Genomic DNA, 20,655 nt, shown 5'->3' with positions numbered 1-20,655 from the left:
CATTCCGAACCCGGAAGCTAAGGCCACCTGCGCCGATGGTACTGCACTCGACAGGGTGTGGGAGAGTAGGACACCGCCGGAACATCCTTCGCGAAGGCCCCCAGCTCATGCTGGGGGCCTTCTGCGTTTTCTGGGTATTTCTCGGCCGGCGCGTAATTCGGTGGGGCCGGGGCGTCGAAGGTTGCGAAGATGCCTGGGTGAGTTGGGATCTGGACGAGCTGGTGATCAGCCGTACGTTGCGGCTGCCCGGTGTCGAAGGGCCGGAGGGGTCCGGCGAGGTTGTCGTGCGGCAGTTCGATGCCGTAATGATGTCGGTGGGGTTCAAGCTTTCCGGGGATCTGATCGCGCGGCTGGCGGGGTTGACGCCGGGGGCGGTGCTCGATATCGCGGTGCGGGTGCTGCCGATCGTGCGCCGGATGGCCGGCGCGCATGTCGAGCACAATGTGTACTTCAAGGACTTCCCGGCGAATGTGCCCGACACGGTGGAGTTCTGGACCGACTGCCTGCTGGATACGCTCGGTGACGAGCGGGCGGCGGCCGCGGTGTCCGAGGGATTGGCGCAGGGGGTGCTGAACCTGCTGGCCTTGCCCAGGTAGCGGGGCGAGTCGCCCTGCCGCTGGTGTTCTTTCGCGCGCCGGGCGGCGAGTGGCAGGTGAGGTGGCTGCATCTGCACCTGGCGGGCGAGCCCGAATTCAATGCGGTGGAGAACAACCAGGTCTCGGCGACCGCGCTGGCGCGGGCGCTGGTGGATCGCCGGTATCTGACGGTGGGTTACCTGGCGGGCCTGCTGGCGGACGACGTGATCCGCTGGGACGGGCAGACTTTCGAGGGGCCGGTCACCTTCATCGGCCTGGAGCGCCCGGAGGGGCTGCCGGAGGGGTCGCGGATGTTCACTCCCGAAAACCTGGGTGATCTGATCCCGGCATGACTGCTAGCGTGGTGCGTGGCGAGGCCATGGGGGAGCTTCCTTCTAATTCTTTTGGGTAGATAATCCAGCGCCTCCGCTCTCCTCGCCGTCCAAGGGCCCCCCGGCACTGTGCCGGGGGCCCTTGGCATTTCCGCCTCCGATCGCAAAGCGAGAGCACTGCTCTTGACTCGGTGCCTGCGGTGGGCGATCATTGGTCCTAATTGAGAGCACCGATCTCGGAGTAGACATGATCACCACCGCCTGGACGGCCGTCAACCTGACCCTCGCCTTCGTGCTGGAACTCGTCGCTGTCGGCGCGCTGGCCTACTGGGGCGTGCGCACCGGTCGCGGCCGGATCGCCAAGGTGGTGCTGGGTGGCGGCGTCGCCCTGGCTGCCATGGTGCTGTGGGGCATGTTCGCCGCACCGCAGGCGAGTTTCTCGATCCCCGCGGCGGCGGTGGCCACCAAGGTCGTGGTGTTCGGCGGTGCCGCCGCCGGGCTGTGGCAGCTGGGACATCGGACGGCCGCGGTCGCCTTCCCGGTCCTGGTCGTCGCGAATCTGGCCGTGATCCATGCCGGGCATCTGGCGATGTAGCGCCGGCCGAGCTCGAATGGACCCCTGGGAAATTCACGCGACACCGAAAACGTTGCACTGTTACGGTCGCACGGCGGAGCGGGAGCTTCCGTCGAACTCGAGAGCGGGAAGGGGCCGATCATGCGCGTTCATCGCGACGTCGTCGTGGCCCGCCCGCGCTTCGAGGTGATCCTGGTGTCTTCGCCGGCTCGGTGCCGGCTGCGCGGCCGGTACTGAGTACCCCCGGGGCGTCTGCCCTGTCCGGGGGAATCGCGCTGTTCTGTTCCGGATCAGCACGAAGGACGTATGACCGTGCGTACCAACACTTCTCGACAATCTTTGGCAGTCGTTCGCAATCTCGGAATTCTCGCGCATGTGGATGCCGGGAAGACCACGGTGACCGAGCGGATGCTGTTTCTTACCGGGATCACCCACAAGCGCGGCGAGGTGCACGACGGCACCACCGTCACCGATTTCGATCCGCAGGAACGGGATCGGGGCATCACCATTTTCGCGGCGGCCGTGAGCTGCGAGTGGGCCGGGCACCGGCTCACCGTCATCGACACCCCGGGGCACGTCGACTTCTCCGATGAGGTCGAGCGGTCCCTGCGGGTATTGGACGGCGCGGTGGCGGTTTTCGACGCCGTGGCGGGGGTGGAGCCGCAGAGCGAATCGGTGTGGCGACGCGCCGACCGCTACGGCGTGCCCCGGATCGCCTTCGTCAACAAGATGGATCGCGCCGGGGCCGACCTGACGGCCGCGGTCGCCTCGATTCGCGAACGGCTGCATCCGGTTCCGGTGCTCGTCCAGCTGCCGGTGTACGCCGGCGACGCCTTCGCGGGCGTGGTGGATCTGGTTCGCCTGCGTGCCCTCACGTGGGCGAACGGCCTCGTGGCGGGCCCGGTTCCGGATCACCTCGCGGACGAGGTGGCGCGATGCCGACGTGAACTGGAAGAGGCGGTGGCGGAGCGGAATTCGGCGGCGCTGGAGGAATTCGTCGAACGCTCCGGCCTGTCCGCCGAGACCCTGACCGCCGCGCTGCGGGAGCTCACCCTCTCCGGCGAGGTGGTGCCGGTGCTGTGCGGCGCGGCCTACCGCGATATCGGCATCGAGCCGCTGCTCGACGCCGTGGTCGCGTACCTGCCGTCACCGCTGGACCGGCCCGCGGTCGGGGCCGGTGACGACGTCCGCGCCGCGGATCCGGCGGAACCGTGTGCGGCACTGGCCTTCAAGGTGCATGCCACGCCGACCGGGCGGCTCACCTTCGTGCGCGTCTACTCGGGCGTCCTGCGGAAGGGCGACACCGTGCTGGACGTGGGCGGTGGTCGTCGCGAGCGGGTCGCGCGCATCCTGCGGGTGCAGGCGGACCGGCACGCGGAGGTCGAGGCCGCGGTGGCGGGCGACATCGTCGCGCTGGTCGGGCCGAAGGCCGTGCGGGTCGGCGCGACCCTGTGCGCGCCGGACGCCCCGGTGCTGCTGGAACCGCCGGCTCCCACCGAGCCGGTGGTGTCGGTCGCGGTCGAGGCGCGGACCGGCGCGGACACCGAGAAGCTGGCGGTGGCCCTGGCCCGGCTGGCCGAGGAGGACCCCTCCCTGGCGGTGCGGACCGACCCGGAGACCGGGCAGACCCTGCTGGCCGGACTGGGCGAACTGCACCTCGAGGTCGTGGTGGAGAAGCTGCGCCGCGACCGCGGGCTGAGCGTGACCGTGGGCAGGCCGCAGGTGGCGTACCGGGAGACCGTGGTGCGCGGCATCCGGGGCCTGACCTACCGGCATGCCAAGCAGGACGGCGGGGCCGGGCAGTGGGCGCACATCGTGCTCGATGTGCAGCCGCTGCGTGAATCCGAGCCCGGGGCAACGGGATTCGAGTTCGACTCGACGGTGGTCGGTGGCCGGGTGCCGGCGGAGTTCGTCCGCGCGGTGGCGGCCGGCTGCCGGGACGCCCTTTCGGAGGGTCCGCTCGCAGGTCACCCGGTCACCGGGGTCCGGGTCACGCTCACCGATGGCGCGACGCATTCGAAGGATTCGTCGGAGCTGGCGTTCCGCACCGCGGGCCGCCTGGGGCTGCGGGAAGCCTTGCGCGCCAGCGCCATGGCGGTGCTGGAGCCGCTGGTGGAGCTGACCGTGACCGTGCCGGAGGACCATGTCGGCGCGGTGCTCGGTGACCTCGCCGCCCGGCGCGGCCGGGTGACCGGCTCGGTCACCCGGCCCGGCGTCGTGGTGGTGACGGCCACCGTACCGCTGGCCGAATTGTTCGGCTACGCAACCCGTTTGCGCAGTCGCACACAGGGCCGGGGCACGTTCACCACACGCCCGCTGGGTTACGCCCTCGCCCCGTAGGGGGTGACCGGGGCCCGGTGGCGGCGGGATATCGAGGCCGTCCGTCACCGAGCCCCGTTGTCGTGTGCGGCCATCGAATCCCCGGAAGGGTTGATTGTTGTCGCGACTACGGTTACTGTTGTCGCAACAACAGAATTTCCCGAGGGGAGATGGCAGTCATGATGTACTCGTTCACCGAAGAGGCCGTGATCACCGGCGACATCGACAAGATCTGGGCGGTCGCCACCGATGTGGCCCGCTGGTCGGAATGGGACCCGCACGAGGAGAAGTCCCGCATCGACGGCGAGTTCGCGGCCGGGACCACCGGGTGGGTCAAGCCGAAGGGGGCGCCGGCGGGGCCGTTCACCATCGTCGCCGTGGAGCCGGGACAGTCGTGGACCAGTGAGGCGGGTATTCCGTTCGGGAAGCTGCGCGGCCACCGCACCTACCAGGCCCTCGGCGACGGCACCGTGCGGGTGGCCGAGAATGTCGAGGTGCACGGGCTGTTCGGGCCCTTGTTCAAACTCGTCTGGGAGAAGGCCATGCGCGCGGATATGCCGCTGACCTTCGCGGCACTGGAGCAGGAGGCGCTACGGCGTGGCTGAATCATCGGGGCGGGCGCCGGGAACTTCGCGGCAGGCGCGTGGCGTGCCGCGGGGACCGCTCATGAGCCCGGGCTTCTGGTTGCACCACGCCGCGCTGGAGTGGCGGGCGACGCTGGAACGCAATCTGCGCCCGCTCGGCCTCACCCCCACCCAGTTCAACCTGCTGGCCTCGGCGGGCTGGCTGAGCCGGGAGGGCGAGCTGCCGACCCAGCAGCAGGTGGCCGACATGTCCGGTTCGGATCGGATGATGGCGTCCAAGGTGATTCGGGGGCTGGAGGAGCGGGGCCTGCTCCTCCGTCACGCCGATCCGGCCGACGCCCGGGTCCTGCGCATCGAACTGACCTCCGCCGGACGGGAACTGGCGAGCCAGGGCGTGCAGACCGCCGTCGACACCGACGCCCAGCTCTTCGGCGACGACGGCGACCTGCTGCGCGAACACCTGAAACCGATTGCCGCGCACCGGCTGCCGGGCTGATCACGGCACGACCCGGCTGATCAGGGCACGACCGGGCCGATCAGGGCTTGACCAGGATCGCCCGCGTGTAGAGCAGCCCGAAGCCCAGCCGTTGCACATTCTGCTGGGACTTCGAGCCGGGCTGGGTGGTCACCACCGCGATATCGCAGCCCGCTGCCGTCGCCTCGGCGAGGCGCACCGACAGCAGCGACGACTGCACCCCGTGCCGCCGATGCGCGGGATCGGTTGCCGCGCCGGTCAGCTGGGCGACGCCCTGGGACATGCGCATGCTCGCCCCGCCGGCCACCCGCCCGTCACGCCGGGCCAGATATCGCCGTACCCCCGCCGCACCGGTGAGATCCCGCATGGCCCGGGCGATGACATCGGCCGGAAATTCCTCGTGCGACGCCACACCCTGGGTATCGGGATGCGCGAACCCCTCCGCGACCACTTCGAGCCAGCTGTCGAACTCGTCCTCGCCGCTGGGTTTCACGTCGACACCGTCGGCGATCACCGCGGCACGCGCGCCGCCGAGCTCCAGCCCGAGCACGTTCTCGAACGACACCAGCAGATAACCGCGCGCGGTGAGGAGTTCGCCGACACCCGGATCGCCGAGCTGCGAGACCTCGGCCTGTACCGGCGTCTTCCGTGCCGCGAACAACCGCTCGATCTCGTCGAGTTCCGACGGCTCGGGTATCCCCGCGAATCCGAGCCCGGCGACCTTGTTCAGCGGTGACCCGTCCTCGGCAAACGACGCCACCCCGCCCGCCACCGGCAGTACGAACCCCGCATCGACTCCCACCCGGTCCGCGGCCGCCGCACTGCCCTTCGCAATGAGCTCCGCTTCGACCCGCTCGATCCGCGCCGCCAGCTCCGTCCCACAGAAAAGCGTTCCCTGATCACTTGGCATGCGCCCGAGACTAATTCGGGTCGCAACGGACATGCCCGCGATTTTCCGTCCCGGGAGAGCCCGCTGCCCAGGTCGTCACGGAACGGCCTGCCGGATTCCATGAATGCCGTAGCCCGGGCGAGCGCGGGTGGTGCCGGTCTACTCAGCGCCCGGGCTGTACCGATCGGGTCGGCGCGGCCGGTGGGTGTCATGCACGGTCCCGAGTGGGTGCGACGGTGGTCGGCTGTGGCCGTGGTCGGGTGGGTGGACGTGGGTCGTAGGGTCTGGGGGTGAGTGTTGATCGTTCGGGTGCAGTCGCCGGTGGGCTGGTGGTCGGGTTCGACCTGGATATGACGCTGATCGATTCGCGGCCGGGGATTGCGGCGGTGTGGGATGCGGTGGCCGCCAGGACCGGGGTGGCGATCGATTCGGAGCTGGTGGTGTCGCGGCTCGGGCCGCCGCTGGCGCACGAGGCGGCGCAGTGGTTCCCGGAGCACGAGGTGCCGGGGATCGTCGCGATGTACCGGGAGTTGTATCCGGATCTGGCGGTGCACGCGGCGGAGCATCTGCCGGGGGTGGTCGACGCGCTGGCGGCGGTGCATCGGGCCGGTGGGCGGGTGCTGGTGATCACGGCGAAGAACGGGCCGCACGCGCAGTTGCATCTCGATCATCTCGGGCTGGCGGTCGACGAATTGGTCGGCGGGGCCTGGGCGGAGGAGAAGGGCGAGGTGCTGCGGGAGCGCGGGGCCTCGATCTATGTGGGGGATCATCTCGGCGATGTGCGGGCGGCCAAGGTGGCCGACGCGGTGTCGGTGGCGGTGACCACCGGGCCCTATGCGGCCGAGGAGCTGTCGGCCGCGGGCGCGGATGTGGTGCTCGGCGATCTGACCGAGTTCCCGCGCTGGCTGACCGCCCACCTCGCCGCGTAACCGGCCGACTCGCAACCGCTCTCGGCGCACCGGCCGCGCGCGGTGCGGGTGCTCACGGATAGATCGGCGGGGCGAGCGCGAGGGCCACGGCGTGCGAGGGGTCGAGGGCGGGGATCGAGGCGTCGACCGCGTGGCCGTCGGCATCGCGTACCTGCCAGCCGCGCAGTGATACGACCGGGATACCGCGGTGGTTCGCCAATGCCAGCTCGGACAGGGTGCCCCACGAGCCGCCGATGACGATGACCGCGTCGGCCGAGGCCACCAGGATCGTATTGCGGGCCTCACCCATATTCGTATAGATCGCCGCGGACAGGCCCGGGCAGACCGCGTCACGATCCGTGTCGGGACGGATGCCGAGGACGAGTCCGCCTGCGCCGGAAGCGCCCTCGGTGACCGCGGCCATCACGCCCGAACCGCCACCGCACAGCACGGTCGCACCCGCCGCGGCGAGCAGCCGGCCCACCTCGCGGGCGGCCGTGGACTCGGAGTCGGTGCAGGTGCTGGGGCCGCAGACGGCAATTTGCAGGGGTGGCAAGGGCTTTCCTCTCGTCGGTGCGGACGGGTCGTTGGCATCAGGGTGATTCGAATGGTGTCGGCGCGGGGTGGCCGCGGCTACCGTTCTGCCCACGGTCACGAGTATCAGCATGTTCGAGCCCCGGCTCGCTGATCGGCAACCCTCGCGCGGCGGTGGGGTGCCCCGGGTGACGACCAGGCGGCGTCCACGCGGACCCCGCAAGCGCTAGTCGAAGGAGCACAGGTCCATGTCTGGATGCCGCCCGGCCAACGGCTGAGGCCCGGCGCCCGAATTCCATGCGGGCGATTCTCTTTCCCGCACCGTACGCCTTCGGCGGTCGCGGTCGAGTCCCCATGCCCCGGCGCGGTGTCGGTGCACGAGTGCAGAGGTAGCAATGAGCAGGAACTGGTCCGGGTCGCGTGGATTCCGGGTGTTGGTGGGTGTGGCGGCGGCGACCGCGGCGGCGGGGCTGCTGTCGGCGTGCGGGAACGAGTCGTCGGACAGCAAGGCGGACACCGTGTACTTCGGGGTGTCGGGCCCGAAGACGGGCGGGTCGGCCGAGTACGGGCGGCTCTGGCAGCAGGGCTTCGACCTGGCCCTGGACGAGATCAATGCGGCGGGCGGGATCGACGGCAAGAAGGTCGCGCTGAAATGGGAGGATTCGCAGTCGGATCCGAAGCAGACGGTGCCGATCGCCACCAAGTTCGTGGGCGACAAGTCCATCATCGCCGAGCTCGGCGACTTCTCCTCGCCCGCCTCCATCGCGGCCTCGCCGGTGTACAACCGCGGCAAGCTGGTGCAGTACGGGTTCACCAACTCCTCGGTGGATTTCACCAAGGGCGGCGACTACTCCTGGAGCCCCTCCATCACGCTGGACGTGTACATGGAGCGCAATGCCGAGTGGGTGCGATCCAAGGCGAAGAAGGTCTCCGTCGTCTACCTCGAAACCGACTGGGGCAAGCAGGCTTTCAAATTCTTCGAGCAGTTCGCCAAGGAGAAGGGCATCGAGATCGCCTACTCCTCGGCCATCCTGCCGGATTCGCAGGACTTCCGGCCGGTGCTGATCAAGGGCCGCGACGCCAACCCGGACGCCTTCGTGCACCTCGGCTACGGCCCGGACGGCGCGCTGGTGGTCAAGCAGCTGCGTGATGTCGGGTTCACCGGGCAGCTCTTCGCCGGCCAGAACACCCCGCAGTTCATCGATCTGGCGGGTGCGGCGGCCGAGGGCGACATCGTGAACGGCGTCTTCACGCCGTCGGATCCGAGCCCCAAGATCCAGAGCTTCGTCACCAAGTTCCGGGCCAAGTTCAACACGGACCCCGGCGATTTCAACGTCTACGCCTACGACGCGCTGAACGTGCTGGTGAAGGCCGCCAAGACCGGCGGCGCCACTCGCGAGGGCGTGCTGAAGGGCCTGCGCGAGATCAAGGACTTCGACGGAATCGGGCTGGGCACCTTCGCCTTCGATCAGCAGACGCGACGGCCCACCGGCGTGAAGCCGATCGAGCTGGAACTGCGCAGCGGCAAATTCGTGCCGGTCGGAAGCGCCAAATAGATGTTCGACACGCTCATCGCGGGTCTGGTGCACGGCAATGCGTACGCGCTCATCGCCGTGGGCATCACCCTCATCTTCGGGGTCAGCAATGTCATCAACTTCGCGCACGGCTCGATCTTCGCGTTCGGTTCGGTGCTGGGCTGGTGGCTGATCGCCCAGCACGGCGTGCCCTGGTGGGCCGCGCTGATCGTGGTGGTGGCGGCGACGGCGCTGGTCGGCGTCGCCATCGACATCCTGGCGGTGCGGCCGCTGCGGCGGGCCCCGGCCATTGCCGCCCTGCTGGCGACGGTGGCGGTCGGGCTGATCATCGAGAACGTGGTCGCCCTGGTATTCGGACCCGACACCCGGCCCTTCCCAGAGGTTTTGCCCACCAACAACTTCCGGGCCGGCGGCGTGCGGTTCGGCACCTCCGATGTGGTCATGTTCGCCCTCACCCTCACGGTGATGGCGGGACTGTGGGCGTTCCTGCGCTACAGCCGCCACGGCCTGGCCATTCGCGCTACCGCGCAGGACCCGGACGCCGCCGCGCAGATGGGCATCGGTGTGGGCCGGGTGCAGGCGCTGGCCTTCGCCATCGCCTCCGGACTGGGCGGGCTGGCGGGCATCTTCGTCGGCCTCTACAACTCGAACATCTCGCCGACCAGCGGTGGCATCGTCGGCATGACCGGCTTCGTGGCCGCGACCATCGGCGGGCTGGGGTCGATTCCGGGCGCGGTCATCGGCGGCTTCGTGCTCGGGCTGGTGGAGGCTTTCGGCATCTACTGGTTCGGTGACGGCTACCGGGATCTGATCACCTTCGGCCTGCTGGTGATCTTCCTGGTGCTGCGGCCCGGCGGCCTGCTCGCCCGGCCGCCCGCCATCGAATCCGAGCCCATGACCGGCACCTTCCTCGGGTCGGGACGGGAATTGCGGGTCCGCTGGTGGCATGCTCTGATCGCGTTCGCCGTTGCGGGCGTGGCGATTCCGCTGATCGCGGACGACTACGGCATCTCGGTGGGCACCCAGATCCTGGCCTACGCCATCATCGCGGTCTCCATGACGCTGGTGGCCGGGTCGGCGGGACAGCTGGCCATCGGGCAGGCGGGTCCCATCGCCATCGGCGCGTACACCTCGGCGGTGCTGACGGTGTCGCACGGCTGGGCCTTCCTGTCCGCCATCGTGGCCGCGGGCCTCGTCGCGGCCGTGGCCTCCTCGGTGCTGGCCGCGCCGCTGTGGCGGCTGGGCGGGCACTATGTGGCCATCGCGACGCTGGGCATCGGCATCGTGACGGTGGCGATCATCCGCAACTGGGAGCCGGTGACGCGCGGCAGCTACGGCATCTTCGGGATTCCCGCGCCCAGTCTGTTCGGGTACGAATTCGCCACGCACACCCAGATTTTCCGGCTGGAGCTGGTGGTGCTGGCGATCGTGCTGGCGGTCATCGTCGGCGTGCAGCGGTCCCGGCTGGGGATCGCCATCCGGGCCATCGGGGCCGACGAGGTGGCCGCCCGCTCGGCGGGAGTGCCGGTGCGCGACTACAAGGCGCTGGCCTTCGCGGTGGCGGCGTTCTTCTCCGGCATCGGCGGCGCGCTGCTGGCCCATCAGTACTCCTACATCGACCCGACGGTCTTCAACCTGCCGATGTCGCTGCTGGTGGTGACCATCCTGGTGCTGGGCGGCACCGCCTCGCCCTACGGTGCGGTGCTGGGCGCGGTCGTGCTGATCGGGGTGCCGGAGCTGCTGCGGCTGGCGCCGTCGTGGCGAATCGTGTTGTACGGCTTGGTCCTGCTGCTGGTGGTGCGGTTCCGGCCGCAGGGAATTCTGGTGAGGAGGAATCGTGTCCCGGTCAACGCCTGACGTGCTCACGGTCACCGGTCTGCGACGCTCCTTCGGCGGTGTGCGAGCCGTGGACGGGGTCGAATTCTCCATCGCGCCGGGTGAATTCGTCTCGATCATCGGGCCCAACGGGTCCGGGAAGTCGACGACGGTCAATCTGATCTCCGGCGTGCTGAAGCCGGATGCCGGGGCAGTCCTGGTGCACGGCACCAGGATTCGCCCGGGTCGCCCGGAGGCGGCCGCCGCGGCGGGCATCGCCCGGACCTTCCAGAACGGCCGCGTGTTCGGCAACATGACCGTCCGCGAGAACGTCGATGTCGGCCTGCAGCCCACGCTGCGCGCCGCGCGGCCACTGCGTGCGCTGGCGAATGTGCCGGTGCTGAAATGGATTTCACTGCTCGCCGAGCTGGGGGTGGCGCTGGCGCCGACACCCGCGGCGCGCGCCGAGCGGCGGGCGTCGGCCGCTCGGATCGACGCGCAACTCGCACGGTTCGAGGAACGCCTGGCGCCGCGCGCCGACCATCCGACCTACACGCTGTCCTACGCCAATCGCCGCCGCACCGAGATCGCGCGGGCACTCGCCGCGGAACCCGTCCTGCTGCTCCTCGACGAGCCCGCCGCGGGCATGAACCAGTCCGAGACCGCCGAAATCGGCGGGCAGCTGGCCGCATTGAAGGCCCAGGGCCAGACGGTGCTGCTGGTCGAGCACAAGATGGACCTGGTCCACGACCTGTCCGACCGGGTGCTCGTGCTCGACGAGGGGCGCATCATCGCCCAGGGCACGCCCGCCGAGGTGCTGGCGGATCCGCGCGTCATCGAGGCCTACCTCGGGCGCAGCCGGGCCGGCGGGAAGGTCGGCGCGGATGTCTGAATTCGACGAGAACGCCACGCCGATCCTCGAATTCGACCGGGTGGTGGTGCACTACGGCCCCTCCCGGGCGCTCGACGAGGTCTCCCTGCGGGTGCGGCCCGGCGAGATCGTCTCGCTGCTGGGCGGCAATGCCTCGGGCAAGTCGACCACCATGAAAACCGCGCTCGGCCTGCTGAAACCGTCCTCGGGCGGGGTGCGCATCGACGGCACGGACGTGAGCGCGACGCCCCCGTCGGCGCGGATCCGGGCCGGGCTGGCCTCGGTCCCGGAGGCCCGGCGCGTCTTCCCGGCCATGACCGTCGAGGAGAATCTCTTCGTCGGCGGCTACATCCGCAAGGAGCGCCGCGCGGTGCTGGCCGCGCGCGCCGCCGAGCTGTTCGACCACTTCCCGCGCCTGGCCGAGCGGCGCGCCCAGCGGGCGGGCACGCTCTCCGGCGGCGAGCAGCAGATGCTGGCCTTCGCCCGCGCGCTCATGAGCAAACCGCGTCTCATCTGCATGGATGAGCCCACCATGGGATTGTCGCCACTGTTCGTCGATCGGGTGCTGGAGGAGATCGCCCGGCTCAATCGGGAGCTGGGCCTGGCCATCCTGATCGTCGAGCAGCAGGCGGAGCTGGCCCTGAGTATCGCGCACACCGCCAATGTGCTGCGCAGCGGGCGGATCGTGCTGCACGGCCCGGCCGCGGAACTCGTCGGCGATCCGGCGGTGCGCGACGCCTACCTCGGAAAGGTGACCACATGACCCCGCAACGGCTCGGCTTCTTCACCCGCCTGGTCCGCACCGATCCGGCGGAGGACGCGAGCACGGTGTACCGGCAGGCGCTCGAGCAGATCGGGCTGGCCGAACGACTCGGCTACGACACCGCCTGGGTGGCGCAGCATCACCTGGATCCGGCCGAGGGCGGGCTGCCGTCCCCGTTCGTGTTCCTCGCCCACGCGGCCGCCCGCTTCCCGCGCATCCGCTTCGGGACCGCGATCGTGACGCTGGCCCTGGAGGATCCGATCCGGGTCGCCGAGGACGCGGCGGTGCTGGACCAGCTGTCGGGCAGGCGGCTCGAGCTCGGGTTCGGCGCGGGCGGGTCGCGGCACGCCTTCGAACTGTTCGACCTCGCCGGCGCGGATCGGCAGTCGGTGTACGCGGACAAGCTCGCGCGGGTGACCGCGGCCCTGGACGGTACGCCGCTGGTCGGCGACCGCGGGCTGAACCCGCCGGCCGCCGGGCTGCGTGACCGCCTGTGGCAGGCCACCTTCTCGGCCGGGGGCGCGGGCCGGGCCGGGCGGGCCGGTGACGGACTGCTGCTGTCGAAGGCCCAGCCGCGTGATCCGGCCGCGCCGGACGCCACGCTCTGGGAGATCCAGCAGCCGCTGGTCGACGCCTACCTCGACGCGCTGCCCGCGGGCGCCGAACCGCGAATCGGCGCGTCCCGGGGCGTTTTCGTGGCCGACGACCACGACGAAGCGGTGGCCCTCGCCGAGCGCGGGGCGGCCCGGTTCCTGGATCAGCTCGGCCGCAACGGCGGACCCGAAGTGGCGGAAGCCGTCGACGAGGTCTTGCGCGACATCTACATCGGCACCCCGGACGAGGTGGTGGCGCGGCTGTCGGAGGACGCGGCGCTGCGGCACGCCACCGACTTCATCGTGCAGGCGCACCCGGTCGACCCGGGCCACGCCGCCACCCTGCGCTCCATCGAACTCATCGCCACCAAGGTCGCGCCGCATCTGGGTTGGCGACCCGACGAAAGGACCAACCGGTGACCGAGGCATTCACCGCCTACGACGACACGCCACCTGCAGCAACGGAAGTGGCCGGTAAATCTGCTTCCGACACCGGCGACACCGCCGACCCGGCCGGCGCGCACGGCGGCGCAGGGGGCCGCCGCGCCGATGTCATCGATGCCGTGCTGGGTGCGCGCGCCGAATCGGTGCGCGCGGTGCGCGCGACACGCCCGGAGGTTATCGAACATTCGCAGGGTGTATTCGAGGCGCTGCTCGACGGCCCGGCCACCGCGAGCGTCGGACGGGAGCGGCTGATCGCGGCGGCGGTCGCCGTCGCCGAGCTGGCCGGCGCGCCGGAGCTGGCGGCGTACTACGCGGCGCTGGGAACCACTCCGGCGGAGGGCGATCCGGTGCTGGCGGCCGTGCTGCGGCACGCCGCGCGGGTGACCTCCGCGCCGGCGTCCCTCGCCCGCGCGGACATCGACGCGCTGGCCGCGGCCGGCCTGTCCGAGCGCGACATCGTGACGGTGGCGCAGCTCATCGGGTTCGTGCACTTCCAGGTCCGGCTGCTGGCCGGGCTGCGACTGATCGGAGCGGATGATGAGTGAGCCCGGGCGCGAGGTGCGCAGTGTCGAAACGTCCCGGCGGCCAAGTGGATTCACCCAGGAGCAGCTGGACTGGGTGCCGTGGGTGGAACCCATCGTGCTGGCCGATGCCGATGAGTTGCAGCGTCCCCTGCTCGAGGGCGATCGCGGTGTCGGCCCCTATTTCCGGCTACTCGCGCGCAATGCCGAGGTGCTGGCGCACCGCAGCGCGAATGATCGAGCGATCTTCTACGGTCGAGGGGGATTGACCCGGGCCGAGCGCGAACTCGCGGCGACCGTTACCTCCCGGCACAACGGGTGTGAGTACTGCGCATCCGTTCATTCACGTTTCACTTCTGCGCTGTCCGAGCGTGTCGCGGATGTGCAGCGGTTGCTGGACGAGGGCAACGAAGTGCGGATCGACGAAAGGTGGGACGCCGTCATCGATTTCGTGGACGCGCTGGCCGCCAATCCGCCGCGCGCGTCCGCCGATCATCTGAAGCGGCTGCGAGAGCTGGGTTTCGACGCCGCCGAGCTGCACGATCTGGTGCTGTCCGCCGCCTCGTTCTCCTGGGCCAACCGGCTCATGCTCACCCTGGGCGAGCCGGAGGTCCCGGCCTAATCTAGGGCTCTCTCAAAAAAGTTCTAGAAAGTTCATCGGAAATCTTCCCTGCGTGGGTACCGGATCGGTATCGTGCCGAGGGCAAACGGTCAGTGAAAGCACTGGCACCCCGGCGGATCGGAGCACCACCATGGCGAACTTCCTTTCGGATGTTCTCGTTCAGACCATTCTCAAGTTGCTGGCAACCGGCTCCTCGAGCGTTTCCGCCAAGTAGCCACGCGAGCGCCATCTTTCGGCTACTGCGCGGAAGCCGGGGTGATGTGGAAGGACCCGATCTCCGACGGGGGGATCGGGTCCTTTTTTATGTCCGTGTCGACGGGTTTCGCGCCTGGTGTCAGTGGGTAAGGCGCTGGGTACTCCGCTCGCATCGAGTGCTCCCGCCCTGGTCCGGCCGGGCATCGCGAGGGTCCGACAAATTAATACTAAAAAGATCCTAGAAAAGTATTCCGTCCAGTACGGCTGCTCTGTATCGTGTTGAACGGCAAACGATCAGTGACTTTCGGGTCAATGCGACATCGGGCCGCGAGTCTCTCCCCCCGGACCCGCGTCCCGAACCTGGGACGGTTCCCCTGCCTATACCCACCGTTCCGGGTGCGCCGCCCGGCCCGAAGTCACTGAGCCATCTTTCGGCTATCGCGCGGTAAGTCGAAGGTTCAAACGAAGGGCCCGATCCATGACGAGGGGATCGGGCCCTTCGGTATTGTCTGGCGCAATGTCACAGGAAACGAACGCGGGAAGAATGTACGCCGGGCAGCCCGTAGAAGACCGGCAGCGGCAGCGTCGTGCGCGTTTTCTGGAGTCCGGGCTCACGGTGTTCGCGCGCGATGGATACGCCAATAGTTCTGTCGGAGCCATCTGCAAGGACGCCGGTCTCTCCTCGAGGCAGTTCTACGAGGAGTTCACCGGACGCGAATCGCTCTTGCTCGAGCTCTACGAGCAGATCGATCGCGAATCCCGGGAAGCCGTGGCGGCCACCATCGCCGAGCACTCCGACGCCAGCGCCATCGACATCATCGACGCCGCCGTACGCGCCTATATCGAGTCCATCGGGCGAGATCCGCGCAAGGCCAGAGTCGCGCTCGTCGAAGTCGTCGGGGCGGGACCCAAGGTGGAGAAGTTCCGCCTGGAACTGCGGCGCGCCTGGGGCGCGCTGCTGGCCAGCGCCGCCGAGGATGCCGCCCTGCACGGTGAAATCCCGCCCGGTGACTACGAAATGCGCGTGCTCGCCATCATCGGCGCCGTGAACTACGTGGTGGACGCCTGGAGCGGTTCGGAACCGCGCCAGCCGCTCGACGACGTGATCCGGGTGCTGCGCCGCATCATCATGGGCGCCGTCAGCGCCTGACCCGGTCCGAACCCCCGACCACCGACCCGTTTTCGCGCCCGTCCGCTGCCTCGCGGACGGGCGCGACCTTTACGGGTAGCGTGCCGATCATGGAGACCGTGCCCATCCAGATGCCCGACGGGACCACGGTGCCGGTGCGCTTGATACCGGCGAAAGGCCCGCACCGGCATCCGATTACGGCCGACCGCCCCCGGCCGGTGGTGGTGATCGCGCCCGGCCTGGGCGTCCCGGGGGAGTACTATTCGCTGTTCGGGAAGCCATTGGCGGACCGGGGTTTCGATGTGGCGCTGCTGGAGATCCGCGGAAACGGAGCCGCTCCGCCTCCCCGCGCTGGTAAGCCGAAACCCGGCGTCCCGAGCACCCACGGCTATCAGGAACTGGTGGCCATGGACTTCCCCGCCATGTTCGAGGTGGTGCGCGAGCGGTTCCCCGAGAGCACGCCGTACCTGCTGGGGCACAGCATGGGCGGCCAGCTCGGCGTCATGTACGCCTCCCGGATCCGCGGGCGGCTGGGCGGATTGATCCTCATCGCCTCGGGCACGCCGCATTTCCGCGGCTACACGGGCCTGGCCGCGGTGGGCAGCGCGGCGCTGTCGCTGACCGCCAATCTGGCCGGGTTCTGGCCCGGCGACACCATCGCCGCGGGCGGCTTCGGACGGCAGTCGAAGGCGCTGATCGCCGACTGGGCGCGGCTGGCCCGCACCGGCCGATTCCAGCCCGCCGGAGCCGATATCGACTACGAGGAGCGCATCGGGCGGCTGAAACTGCCGGTCCTGTCGATCACCATGACCGGCGACGAGCTGACCCCGCGCGGGTCGGCGCGGCAGCTGCTCGCCAAGCTGTCCGAGGCCGACATCACCACCTGGCACAATCCGGACCCGCTCGGGCACAACGGCTGGATCAGCGATCCCGAGTCCACCCTCGACCATGTCGAAAAGTGGCTCCGGGATCACTGATTCGCGGGCCGATTCAGAGGGTGCGCGACCGCGGCGCGGTCATCTTCTCCGGGCTCAGCAGCTCGTCGAGTTCGTCCTTGCTCAGGGCGCTGCGCTCCAGCACCAGGTCGTAGACGCTGCCGCCGGTCCGCAACGCCTCCTTGGCGATCGCCGCCGACTGCTCGTAGCCGAGCTTGGGCACCAGCGCGGTCACCAGGCCGATGCTGTGCGCCACCAGATCCCGGCAGTGTTCCCGGTTGGCGGTGATGCCGGTGATGCAGCGGCTGGTCAAGGTGATGGCCGCATTGCGCAGCATCATCAGGCCCATCAGCAGGTCGTAGGCCATGATCGGTTCGGCCATGTTCAATTCCAGCTGGCTCGCCTCGGCGGCCATGGTGACGGTCATGTCGTAGCCGATGAGCTGGAAGCAGACCTGGTTCACCACCTCCGGGATGACCGGGTTGACCTTGCCCGGCATGATCGACGAACCCGGTTGGACCGCGGGCAGATTGATCTCGCCCAGGCCGGCGCGCGGGCCGCTGGAGAGCAGCCGCAGATCGTTGCAGATCTTGGACAGCTGGACCGCCGCGCGCTTGAGGGTGCCCGACACCGCCACGAAATCGCCCGAGTCCTGGGTGGCTTCGACCAGGTTCTCGGCCTGGCGGATGGGCAGCCCGGTGATCTCGGCGAGATTCCGGGTCACCAGGTCCGCGTAGCCGGGCGGGCTGGTGATGCCGGTGCCGATGGCGGTGCCGCCCATGTTCACCGCGAGCAGGTCCTGCCCGATGCGCTGCAGATGGCTGATGGCCTCGCCGATCATCACCGCGTACGCACCGAACTCCTGGCCCAGCGTCATGGGGACGGCGTCCTGCAGCTGGGTGCGGCCCATCTTGATGACGTCGCCGAATTCGACCGCCTTGGCCCGCAGGGCATTCCGCAGTTCCGTCAATGCCGCGGCGGCGTCCTGCAGCGACAGGTACACGCCGAGCTTCACCGCGGTGGGGTAGACGTCATTGGTGGACTGCGAGCAGTTCACGTCGTCGTTGGGGTGCAGGTAGCGGTACTCGCCCTTGCGATGCCCCATCAGCTCCAGGCCGCGGTTGGCGATGACCTCGTTGGCGTTCATATTGGTCGAGGTGCCCGCACCGCCCTGCACCATGTCGACCATGAAGTCCTCGCACAGGCGCTGAGCGGCGGCGCCACCGGACTCCAGCAGCTCGTCGCAGGCTCCGATGATGGCCGTCGCCTTCTCCTGCGTGATCGAGCCGAGCTCAGCGTTCGCGAGTGCCGCGGCCTTTTTCACATAGGCCAGTGCGGACACCAGGTGCCCGAACCGGCGCAGCTTCACGCCCGAGATCGGGAAGTTCTCCATCGCGCGCAGGGTCTGCACGCCGTAGTACGCCTCGGCGGGCAGTTCCCGGGTGCCGAGCGAATCGTGTTCGGTGCGAATGCCGCCCAGCGGCTGCTTGGCCGCGATCGCCGCCGCCAGCCGTTCGGAGACGCCGCGCATGCGGTGCGCGATGAGCTGGGCGACGCGGGCGACGATGCGGTAGTAGCGATCCGGGTGCAGCTCGGCCAGCTCCCGCAGGGTGGCGTCCGGGACCGCGAGCACCACCGCACCGTCGCGGGTGCGGCCGGTGGCGGTGTGCGGGGAGTCGTCCACCAGCGCGACCTCGGAGACCAGGCTGCCGGGGCCCAGGCGCGCGAGTTCGATCTCGTGGCCGGTGAGGCCGGAGATGATCTGGACCTCGCCCTCGACCACGATCCCCGCCCACTCCCGCGGCGTGGCCTCGTGGAACAGGGTTGAGCCGGCCGGATATTCGCGCCGCTCGGCGGTGGCGGTGAAGGACCGGACGTCGTCCGGATCGAGCCCGGTGGCGGCGGCGGTGGTCTCGATCAGCTCGTCCAGTTGGTCCACATCGGCTCCCGGGGCGTCAGTCCATCAGCTGCTGGGTGAAGAACTCGTAGATTATCGCCGCCTGGAAGGCGGACTGCTTGTTGTCCGCCGCGCCGCCGTGGCCGCCCTCGATGTTCTCGTAGTACCAGACGTCGTGGCCCTCGGATGCCAAGCGCGCGGCCATCTTTCGCGCATGTCCGGGGTGCACGCGGTCGTCGCGGGTGGAGGTGGTGAGCAGGATCGGCGGATACTGCCGGTCCGGGCTGGTGTTCTGGTACGGCGAGTACTTCGCGAGGTACTCCCACTCCTCCGGCTTGTCCGGATCGCCGTACTCGGCGATCCAGGACGCGCCCGCCAGCAGCAGGTGGTAGCGCTGCATGTCCAGCAGCGGCACCTGGCACACGATGGCCCCGAACAGCTCCGGGTATCGGGTCAGCATGACGCCCATGAGCAGGCCGCCATTGCTGCCGCCCACCGCGCCCAACTGCCCGGGCGTGGTGATGCCGCGCGTTACCAGATCCCGCGCCACGGCCGCGAAATCCTCGAAGGCCTTGTGCCGGTTGGCCTTCAGCACCGAGGTGTGCCATTCCGGGCCGTATTCGCCGCCACCGCGGATATTGGTCATGACGTAGGTGCCGCCGCGCTCCAGCCAGCCCATCCCCACCATGCCGCTGTAGCTGGGGGTGCGGGAGACCTCGAACCCGCCATAACCGGACATTACGGTCGGGCCTGGGGAACCCTGCCGATCGCGGTGGCGGATCACGAAATACGGGATCTGGGTGCCGTCGTCGGACTGCGCGAAGAACTGCTCGGTCACGATGCCGTCGGCGTCGAAGAAGCCCGGCTCCTGCTTGAGCACCTCCACGCTGCCGCCCACCGACCCCGACATCAGCGTGGCGGGGCGGGTGAAACCGCTGGTGGAGAGCATGAATTCGTCGCCGCCGTCGAGGCGGTCCAGATTCATGATGCTGGTGCTGGCCATGGCCGGGGTGTCGGCCAGGGGCTCGCGGGTCCAGCCGTCGGAGCCGGGGGTGAGCACGTACAGCCTGGTCTGCACATCCTCCAGCGTGACCAGCAGCAGGTGGTTCTCGGTCCAGCCGTAGCCGTGCAGCGCGGTGTGCGCGTCGGGGGTGAACAGGACCTCGAAATCGCGTGCGCCGGAAAGGAATTCCTCGAAGTCGGTGGCCAGCAGCGCACCGGCCGGATAGGTGGCGCCGTTCACCTCCCACGGCGACTTCAGCCGCACCAGCAGCCACCGCTTGTACCAGGTCTCGGTGGCGTCGGTGGGCACGTCGATGAAGCGCAGCGTGCCGTCGGACTCCAGCAGGTAGACCTCTTCGTTGAAGAAGTCGGTGGCGCGGCTCAGGAAGTGCCGCTCGTAGCCGGGGGTGCGGTCGTAGCCCGCGGAGACGGCCACATCGGTGACCTCGCCCTCGTACACGAATTCCGCCGCCTCCAGCGGGGTTCCGCGCCGCCAGCGCTTCACCACCCGCGGATAGCCGGAGTCGGTCAGCGAGCCGGGACCGAAATCGGTGCCCACGTACAGGGTGTCGTGATCGATCCAGGCGAAGTCCGACTTGGCCTCTGGTAGGTGGAAGCCGCCGTCCTCGGGTGCGATGAAAGTCTTTGCCTCGATATCGAATTCGCGGACCACCTTGGCGTCCGCGCCGCCGCGCGAGAGGCTGATGAGCACGCGCCGCTGCTCCGGCCGCTTCACCGCCGCGCCACCCCAGACCCAGTTCTCGCCCTCGGCGGCCGACAGCGCGTCCAGGTCGATGAGGATCTCCCAGTCCGGCTCGTCCTTCGCGTACTCGGCGAAGGTGGTGCGCCGCCACAGGCCCTTCGGGTGCTCGCGGTCGCGCCAGTAGTTGTAGAGCCACGGGCCGCGCCGGCCCGGATAGGCGATGCGGGTGTCGGTGTCGAGCATGGCCAGCACGCGCGCCTCGAGGTCGGTGAAGCGCTCCGAGGACGCGAACCGCTCCCTGGACACCGCATTACGTTCTTCCGCCCAGGTCAGGGCGCGTTCGCTCTCGACCTCTTCGAGCCACAGGTAGGGATCCGTCACTCCCTGTCCAACACCGGTCATGCCCACATTGTTGCCGAGGCGCGCGTTCGCCGGTCGCG

At 69.3% G+C, this 20,655-nt stretch carries 20 protein-coding genes, 1 rRNA gene, 1 pseudogene and 1 riboswitch; of the genes and pseudogenes, 17 read left to right on the top strand and 5 right to left on the bottom strand.

The annotated features are described in order from the left end of the window. From rrf to ACWEKS_RS23640, 7 genes are all read left to right on the top strand, one after another. Positions 1 to 82: ribosomal RNA gene (gene rrf, locus ACWEKS_RS23670) — 5S ribosomal RNA — on the top strand; the annotation flags it as partial. A gap of 115 nt (positions 83 to 197) precedes the next feature. After that, entirely contained in the window at positions 198 to 596 is a 399-nt protein-coding gene (locus ACWEKS_RS23665) for a hypothetical protein (RefSeq protein WP_452342070.1), read from the top strand. A gap of 56 nt (positions 597 to 652) precedes the next feature. After that, positions 653 to 928, top strand: a complete 276-nt coding sequence (locus tag ACWEKS_RS23660) for a hypothetical protein (protein ID WP_452342069.1) — start codon at positions 653 to 655, stop codon at positions 926 to 928. A gap of 226 nt (positions 929 to 1,154) precedes the next feature. Further along, positions 1,155 to 1,502: a YrdB family protein gene (locus ACWEKS_RS23655; protein WP_452342068.1), complete on the top strand. Its 348-nt coding sequence runs from the start codon at positions 1,155 to 1,157 to the stop codon at positions 1,500 to 1,502. Between the two features lie 285 nt (positions 1,503 to 1,787). Then, a complete protein-coding gene (gene fusA / locus ACWEKS_RS23650) occupies positions 1,788 to 3,821 on the top strand; it encodes an elongation factor G (RefSeq protein WP_452342067.1) in 2,034 nt (677 codons plus the stop codon). Positions 3,822 to 3,970: 149 nt separating this feature from the next. Continuing rightward, positions 3,971 to 4,405, top strand: coding sequence for an SRPBCC family protein (locus tag ACWEKS_RS23645; RefSeq protein WP_452342066.1), 435 nt, complete (start codon positions 3,971 to 3,973; stop codon positions 4,403 to 4,405). Next, positions 4,398 to 4,880 carry a MarR family winged helix-turn-helix transcriptional regulator gene (locus ACWEKS_RS23640; protein ID WP_452342065.1) on the top strand — a complete coding sequence of 161 codons (483 nt, stop codon included), beginning with the start codon at positions 4,398 to 4,400 and terminating at the stop codon, positions 4,878 to 4,880. The genes ACWEKS_RS23645 and ACWEKS_RS23640 overlap by 8 nt, the downstream gene beginning before the upstream one ends. A 40-nt stretch (positions 4,881 to 4,920) precedes the next feature. Here ACWEKS_RS23640 and ACWEKS_RS23635 read toward each other — a convergent pair whose 3' ends face one another. Beyond that, positions 4,921 to 5,769 (bottom strand): GNAT family N-acetyltransferase, encoded by an 849-nt coding sequence (locus ACWEKS_RS23635; protein ID WP_452342064.1) that lies wholly within the window; start codon positions 5,767 to 5,769, stop codon positions 4,921 to 4,923. A gap of 269 nt (positions 5,770 to 6,038) precedes the next feature. On the opposite strand from ACWEKS_RS23635, the gene ACWEKS_RS23630 reads away from it, so the two are divergent. Continuing rightward, the gene (locus tag ACWEKS_RS23630) at positions 6,039 to 6,677 is read left to right on the top strand and encodes an HAD family hydrolase (protein ID WP_452342063.1); all 639 of its coding nucleotides are present in this window, start codon (positions 6,039 to 6,041) and stop codon (positions 6,675 to 6,677) included. Between the two features lie 52 nt (positions 6,678 to 6,729). On the opposite strand, the gene ACWEKS_RS23625 is transcribed toward ACWEKS_RS23630, so the two are convergent. Then, positions 6,730 to 7,212 (bottom strand): SLOG cluster 4 domain-containing protein, encoded by a 483-nt coding sequence (locus ACWEKS_RS23625; protein ID WP_452342062.1) that lies wholly within the window; start codon positions 7,210 to 7,212, stop codon positions 6,730 to 6,732. Between the two features lie 93 nt (positions 7,213 to 7,305). After that, positions 7,306 to 7,422, top strand: a riboswitch (SAM riboswitch). Between the two features lie 163 nt (positions 7,423 to 7,585). On the opposite strand from ACWEKS_RS23625, the gene ACWEKS_RS23620 reads away from it, so the two are divergent. From ACWEKS_RS23620 to ACWEKS_RS23580, 9 genes are all read left to right on the top strand, one after another. Next, positions 7,586 to 8,746 carry an ABC transporter substrate-binding protein gene (locus ACWEKS_RS23620; RefSeq protein WP_452342061.1) on the top strand — a complete coding sequence of 387 codons (1,161 nt, stop codon included), beginning with the start codon at positions 7,586 to 7,588 and terminating at the stop codon, positions 8,744 to 8,746. Beyond that, positions 8,747 to 10,582: an ABC transporter permease gene (locus ACWEKS_RS23615; protein ID WP_452342060.1), complete on the top strand. Its 1,836-nt coding sequence runs from the start codon at positions 8,747 to 8,749 to the stop codon at positions 10,580 to 10,582. It begins immediately after the preceding gene. Continuing rightward, complete coding sequence (locus ACWEKS_RS23610) at positions 10,563 to 11,432, top strand: ABC transporter ATP-binding protein (protein ID WP_452342059.1); 870 nt, start codon at positions 10,563 to 10,565, stop codon at positions 11,430 to 11,432. Before ACWEKS_RS23615 ends, ACWEKS_RS23610 begins: the two co-directional genes overlap by 20 nt. Then, positions 11,425 to 12,174: an ABC transporter ATP-binding protein gene (locus ACWEKS_RS23605; protein ID WP_452342058.1), complete on the top strand. Its 750-nt coding sequence runs from the start codon at positions 11,425 to 11,427 to the stop codon at positions 12,172 to 12,174. Before ACWEKS_RS23610 ends, ACWEKS_RS23605 begins: the two co-directional genes overlap by 8 nt. Then, entirely contained in the window at positions 12,171 to 13,187 is a 1,017-nt protein-coding gene (locus ACWEKS_RS23600) for a putative FMN-dependent luciferase-like monooxygenase (RefSeq protein WP_452342057.1), read from the top strand. The genes ACWEKS_RS23605 and ACWEKS_RS23600 overlap by 4 nt, the downstream gene beginning before the upstream one ends. Then, positions 13,184 to 13,756: a hypothetical protein gene (locus ACWEKS_RS23595; RefSeq protein WP_452342056.1), complete on the top strand. Its 573-nt coding sequence runs from the start codon at positions 13,184 to 13,186 to the stop codon at positions 13,754 to 13,756. The genes ACWEKS_RS23600 and ACWEKS_RS23595 overlap by 4 nt, the downstream gene beginning before the upstream one ends. Next, a complete protein-coding gene (locus tag ACWEKS_RS23590) occupies positions 13,749 to 14,354 on the top strand; it encodes a peroxidase-related enzyme (protein WP_452342055.1) in 606 nt (201 codons plus the stop codon). Before ACWEKS_RS23595 ends, ACWEKS_RS23590 begins: the two co-directional genes overlap by 8 nt. 712 nt (positions 14,355 to 15,066) lie before the next feature. Then, positions 15,067 to 15,699, top strand: a complete 633-nt coding sequence (locus tag ACWEKS_RS23585) for a TetR/AcrR family transcriptional regulator (protein WP_245550798.1) — start codon at positions 15,067 to 15,069, stop codon at positions 15,697 to 15,699. 89 nt (positions 15,700 to 15,788) lie between these two features. After that, positions 15,789 to 16,655 carry an alpha/beta fold hydrolase gene (locus ACWEKS_RS23580; protein ID WP_452342054.1) on the top strand — a complete coding sequence of 289 codons (867 nt, stop codon included), beginning with the start codon at positions 15,789 to 15,791 and terminating at the stop codon, positions 16,653 to 16,655. 13 nt (positions 16,656 to 16,668) lie between these two features. On the opposite strand, the gene ACWEKS_RS23575 is transcribed toward ACWEKS_RS23580, so the two are convergent. The 3 genes and pseudogenes from ACWEKS_RS23575 to ACWEKS_RS23565 form a co-directional block, all read right to left on the bottom strand. After that, a complete protein-coding gene (locus ACWEKS_RS23575) occupies positions 16,669 to 18,144 on the bottom strand; it encodes an aspartate ammonia-lyase (RefSeq protein WP_452342080.1) in 1,476 nt (491 codons plus the stop codon). A 72-nt stretch (positions 18,145 to 18,216) separates the two neighbouring features. After that, a pseudogene (locus ACWEKS_RS23570) lies at positions 18,217 to 18,552 on the bottom strand (cyclic nucleotide-binding domain-containing protein); the annotation flags it as partial. Between the two features lie 16 nt (positions 18,553 to 18,568). Further along, positions 18,569 to 20,617 carry a prolyl oligopeptidase family serine peptidase gene (locus tag ACWEKS_RS23565; protein WP_452342053.1) on the bottom strand — a complete coding sequence of 683 codons (2,049 nt, stop codon included), beginning with the start codon at positions 20,615 to 20,617 and terminating at the stop codon, positions 18,569 to 18,571. Between the last annotated feature and the right edge of the window lie 38 nt (positions 20,618 to 20,655).

Source organism: Nocardia sp. NPDC004711, from assembly GCF_053601595.1.
This window is presented reverse-complemented; position numbering and strand designations above follow the sequence as displayed.